1 rRNA gene is annotated in these 3,020 nt (G+C 48.4%); it reads right to left on the bottom strand.

Annotated features, from left to right (window positions below):
* Positions 1 to 4 precede the first annotated feature (4 nt).
* A 23S ribosomal RNA gene (locus LAB100_RS11460) occupies positions 5 to 2,921 on the bottom strand.
* Positions 2,922 to 3,020: the final 99 nt, after the last annotated feature.

Genomic DNA, 3,020 nt, shown 5'->3' with positions numbered 1-3,020 from the left:
TTACTCGATTAAGTCCTCGATCTATTAGTACTGCTCAGCTCCATGTATCGCTACACTTCCACCCGCAGCCTATCTACGTCATATTCTCTAACGGATCTTACTTCCATAAAGGAATGGGAAATCTCATCTCGAGGGGGGCTTCACACTTAGATGCTTTCAGCGTTTATCCCGTCCATACGTAGCTACCCAGCGATGCGCCTGGCGGCACAACTGGTACACCAGAGGTATGTCCATCCCGGTCCTCTCGTACTAAGGACAGCTCCTCTCAAATTTCCTACGCCCGCGACGGATAGGGACCGAACTGTCTCACGACGTTCTGAACCCAGCTCGCGTACCGCTTTAATGGGCGAACAGCCCAACCCTTGGGACCGACTACAGCCCCAGGATGCGATGAGCCGACATCGAGGTGCCAAACCTCCCCGTCGATGTGAACTCTTGGGGGAGATAAGCCTGTTATCCCCAGGGTAGCTTTTATCCGTTGAGCGATGGCCCTTCCATATGGTACCACCGGATCACTAACTCCGACTTTCGTCCCTGCTCGACTTGTCAGTCTCGCAGTCAAGCTCGCTTATACGTTTACACTCTGCGAATGATTTCCAACCATTCTGAGCGAACCTTTGAGCGCCTCCGTTACATTTTAGGAGGCGACCGCCCCAGTCAAACTGCCCACCAGACACTGTCCCTCATCGCGCTAAGCGATGTAGGTTAGAGCTTTCATATAACAAGGGTAGTATCCCACCAACGCCTCCTTCGAAACTAGCGTTCCGAAATCAATGGCTCCTACCTATCCTGTACATGTCACACAAAAACTCAATATCAAGCTACAGTAAAGCTCCATGGGGTCTTTCCGTCCTGTCGCGGGTAACCCGCATCTTCACGGGTATTATAATTTCACCGAGTCTCTCGTTGAGACAGTGCCCAAATCATTACGCCTTTCGTGCGGGTCGGAACTTACCCGACAAGGAATTTCGCTACCTTAGGACCGTTATAGTTACGGCCGCCGTTTACTGGGGCTTCAATTCTCAGCTTCGCAAAAGCTAACTGATCCTCTTAACCTTCCAGCACCGGGCAGGCGTCAGCCCATATACGTCATCTTACGATTTAGCATAGACCTGTGTTTTTGATAAACAGTTGTTTGGGCCTATTCACTGCGGCTGGCTGTTACACCAGCACCCCTTCTCCCGAAGTTACGGGGTCATTTTGCCGAGTTCCTTAACGAGAGTTCACTCGCTGACCTTAGGATACTCTCCTCGACTACCTGTGTCGGTTTGCGGTACGGGTAGTTTATTTCTAACTAGGAACTTTTCTCGGCAGTGTGAGTTACTGTGCTTCGCTACTAAAATTTCACTCCCCATCACAGCTTGTCCTTAAAGGTAAAAGCATTTGACTCTTACCAAGACTTACTGCTTGGACGCGCATATCCATCAGCGCGCACACATCATCCTCCTGCGTCCTTCCATCGTTCAAACAAAATAAACTAGTACAGGAATATCAACCTGTTATCCATCGATTACACCTCTCGGTCTCATCTTAGGCCCCGACTAACCCTGGGAGGACGAGCCTTCCCCAGGAAACCTTAGTCTTTCGGCCGACCAGATTCTCACTGGTCTTTCGTTACTCATACCGGCATTCTCACTTCTAAGAACTCCACTGCTCCTCACGGTACAGCTTCAATGCTCTTACAACGCTCTCCTACCACGTGTCTTACGACACATCCACAGTTTCGGTATCATGCTTAGCCCCGGTACATTTTCGGCGCAGAATCACTCGACTAGTGAGCTATTACGCACTCTTTGAATGAATGGCTGCTTCTAAGCCAACATCCTAGTTGTCTATGCGTTTCCACATCCTTTTCCACTTAGCATGAATTTTGGGACCTTAACTGGTGATCTGGGCTGTTTCCCTTTCGACGGTGGATCTTATCACTCATCGTCTGACTCCCGGGTATAGATTGATGGTATTCGGAGTTTATCTGAATTCAGTAACCCAAGACGGGCCCCTAGTCCAAACAGTGCTCTACCTCCATAATCCTAATCCCCGAGGCTAACCCTAAAGCTATTTCGGAGAGAACCAGCTATCTCCAAGTTCGTTTGGAATTTCACCGCTACCCACAACTCATCCCAGCATTTTTCAACATACACGGGTTCGGTCCTCCAATGCGTTTTACCGCATCTTCAACCTGGTCATGGGTAGGTCACTTGGTTTCGGGTCTACATCAACATACTTAGTCGCCCTATTCAGACTCGCTTTCGCTACGGCTCCGACTTTTCATCTTAACCTTGCATGTTAACGTAACTCGCCGGTTCATTCTACAAAAGGCACGCGATCACCCATAAACGGGCTCTCACTACTTGTAGGCACACGGTTTCAGGATCTATTTCACTCCCCTTCCGGGGTACTTTTCACCTTTCCCTCACGGTACTGGTTCACTATCGATCACTAGGGAGTATTTAGCCTTGGGAGATGGTCCTCCCAGATTCCGACGGAGTTTCTCGTGTTCCGCCGTACTCAGGATACTGAATGGAGTGGGTCAGATTTCGTTTACGAGGCTTTCACTCTCTTTGGCCAAGCTTTCCAGCTTGTTCAACTATCATTACCTTTTGTTCTCACAACATCAGTCCTACAACCCTAAAGAGCAAGCTCTTTAGTTTGGGCTATTCCCGTTTCGCTCGCCGCTACTCAGGGAATCGAATTTCTTTCTCTTCCTGCAACTACTTAGATGTTTCAGTTCATTGCGTGTTCCTCTTGATTGCTATGTATTCACAAGCAAGTAAATATCCATTACGATATTTGGGTTCCCCCATTCGGAAATCCCCGGATCAAAGCTTACTTACAGCTCCCCGAGGCGTATCGTCGTTAGTTACGTCCTTCATCGGCTCCTAGTGTCTAGGCATCCACCGTGCGCCCTTTATAACTTAATCTTGACAAAATATGGAAATACATCCATTTTTATCGCGCAGTTTTCGGTGTTTCTTTAATTCATTAATTCTTAATATCCAGTTTTCAAGGTACGAGTTTGA

The sequence above is a fragment of the Companilactobacillus musae genome, from assembly GCF_003967595.1.
In the GTDB taxonomy this organism is placed as follows: Bacteria; Bacillota; Bacilli; order Lactobacillales; family Lactobacillaceae; genus Companilactobacillus; species Companilactobacillus musae.
Note: the sequence above shows the minus strand (reverse complement) of the source record. Positions and strands in the feature narration are given on the sequence as shown.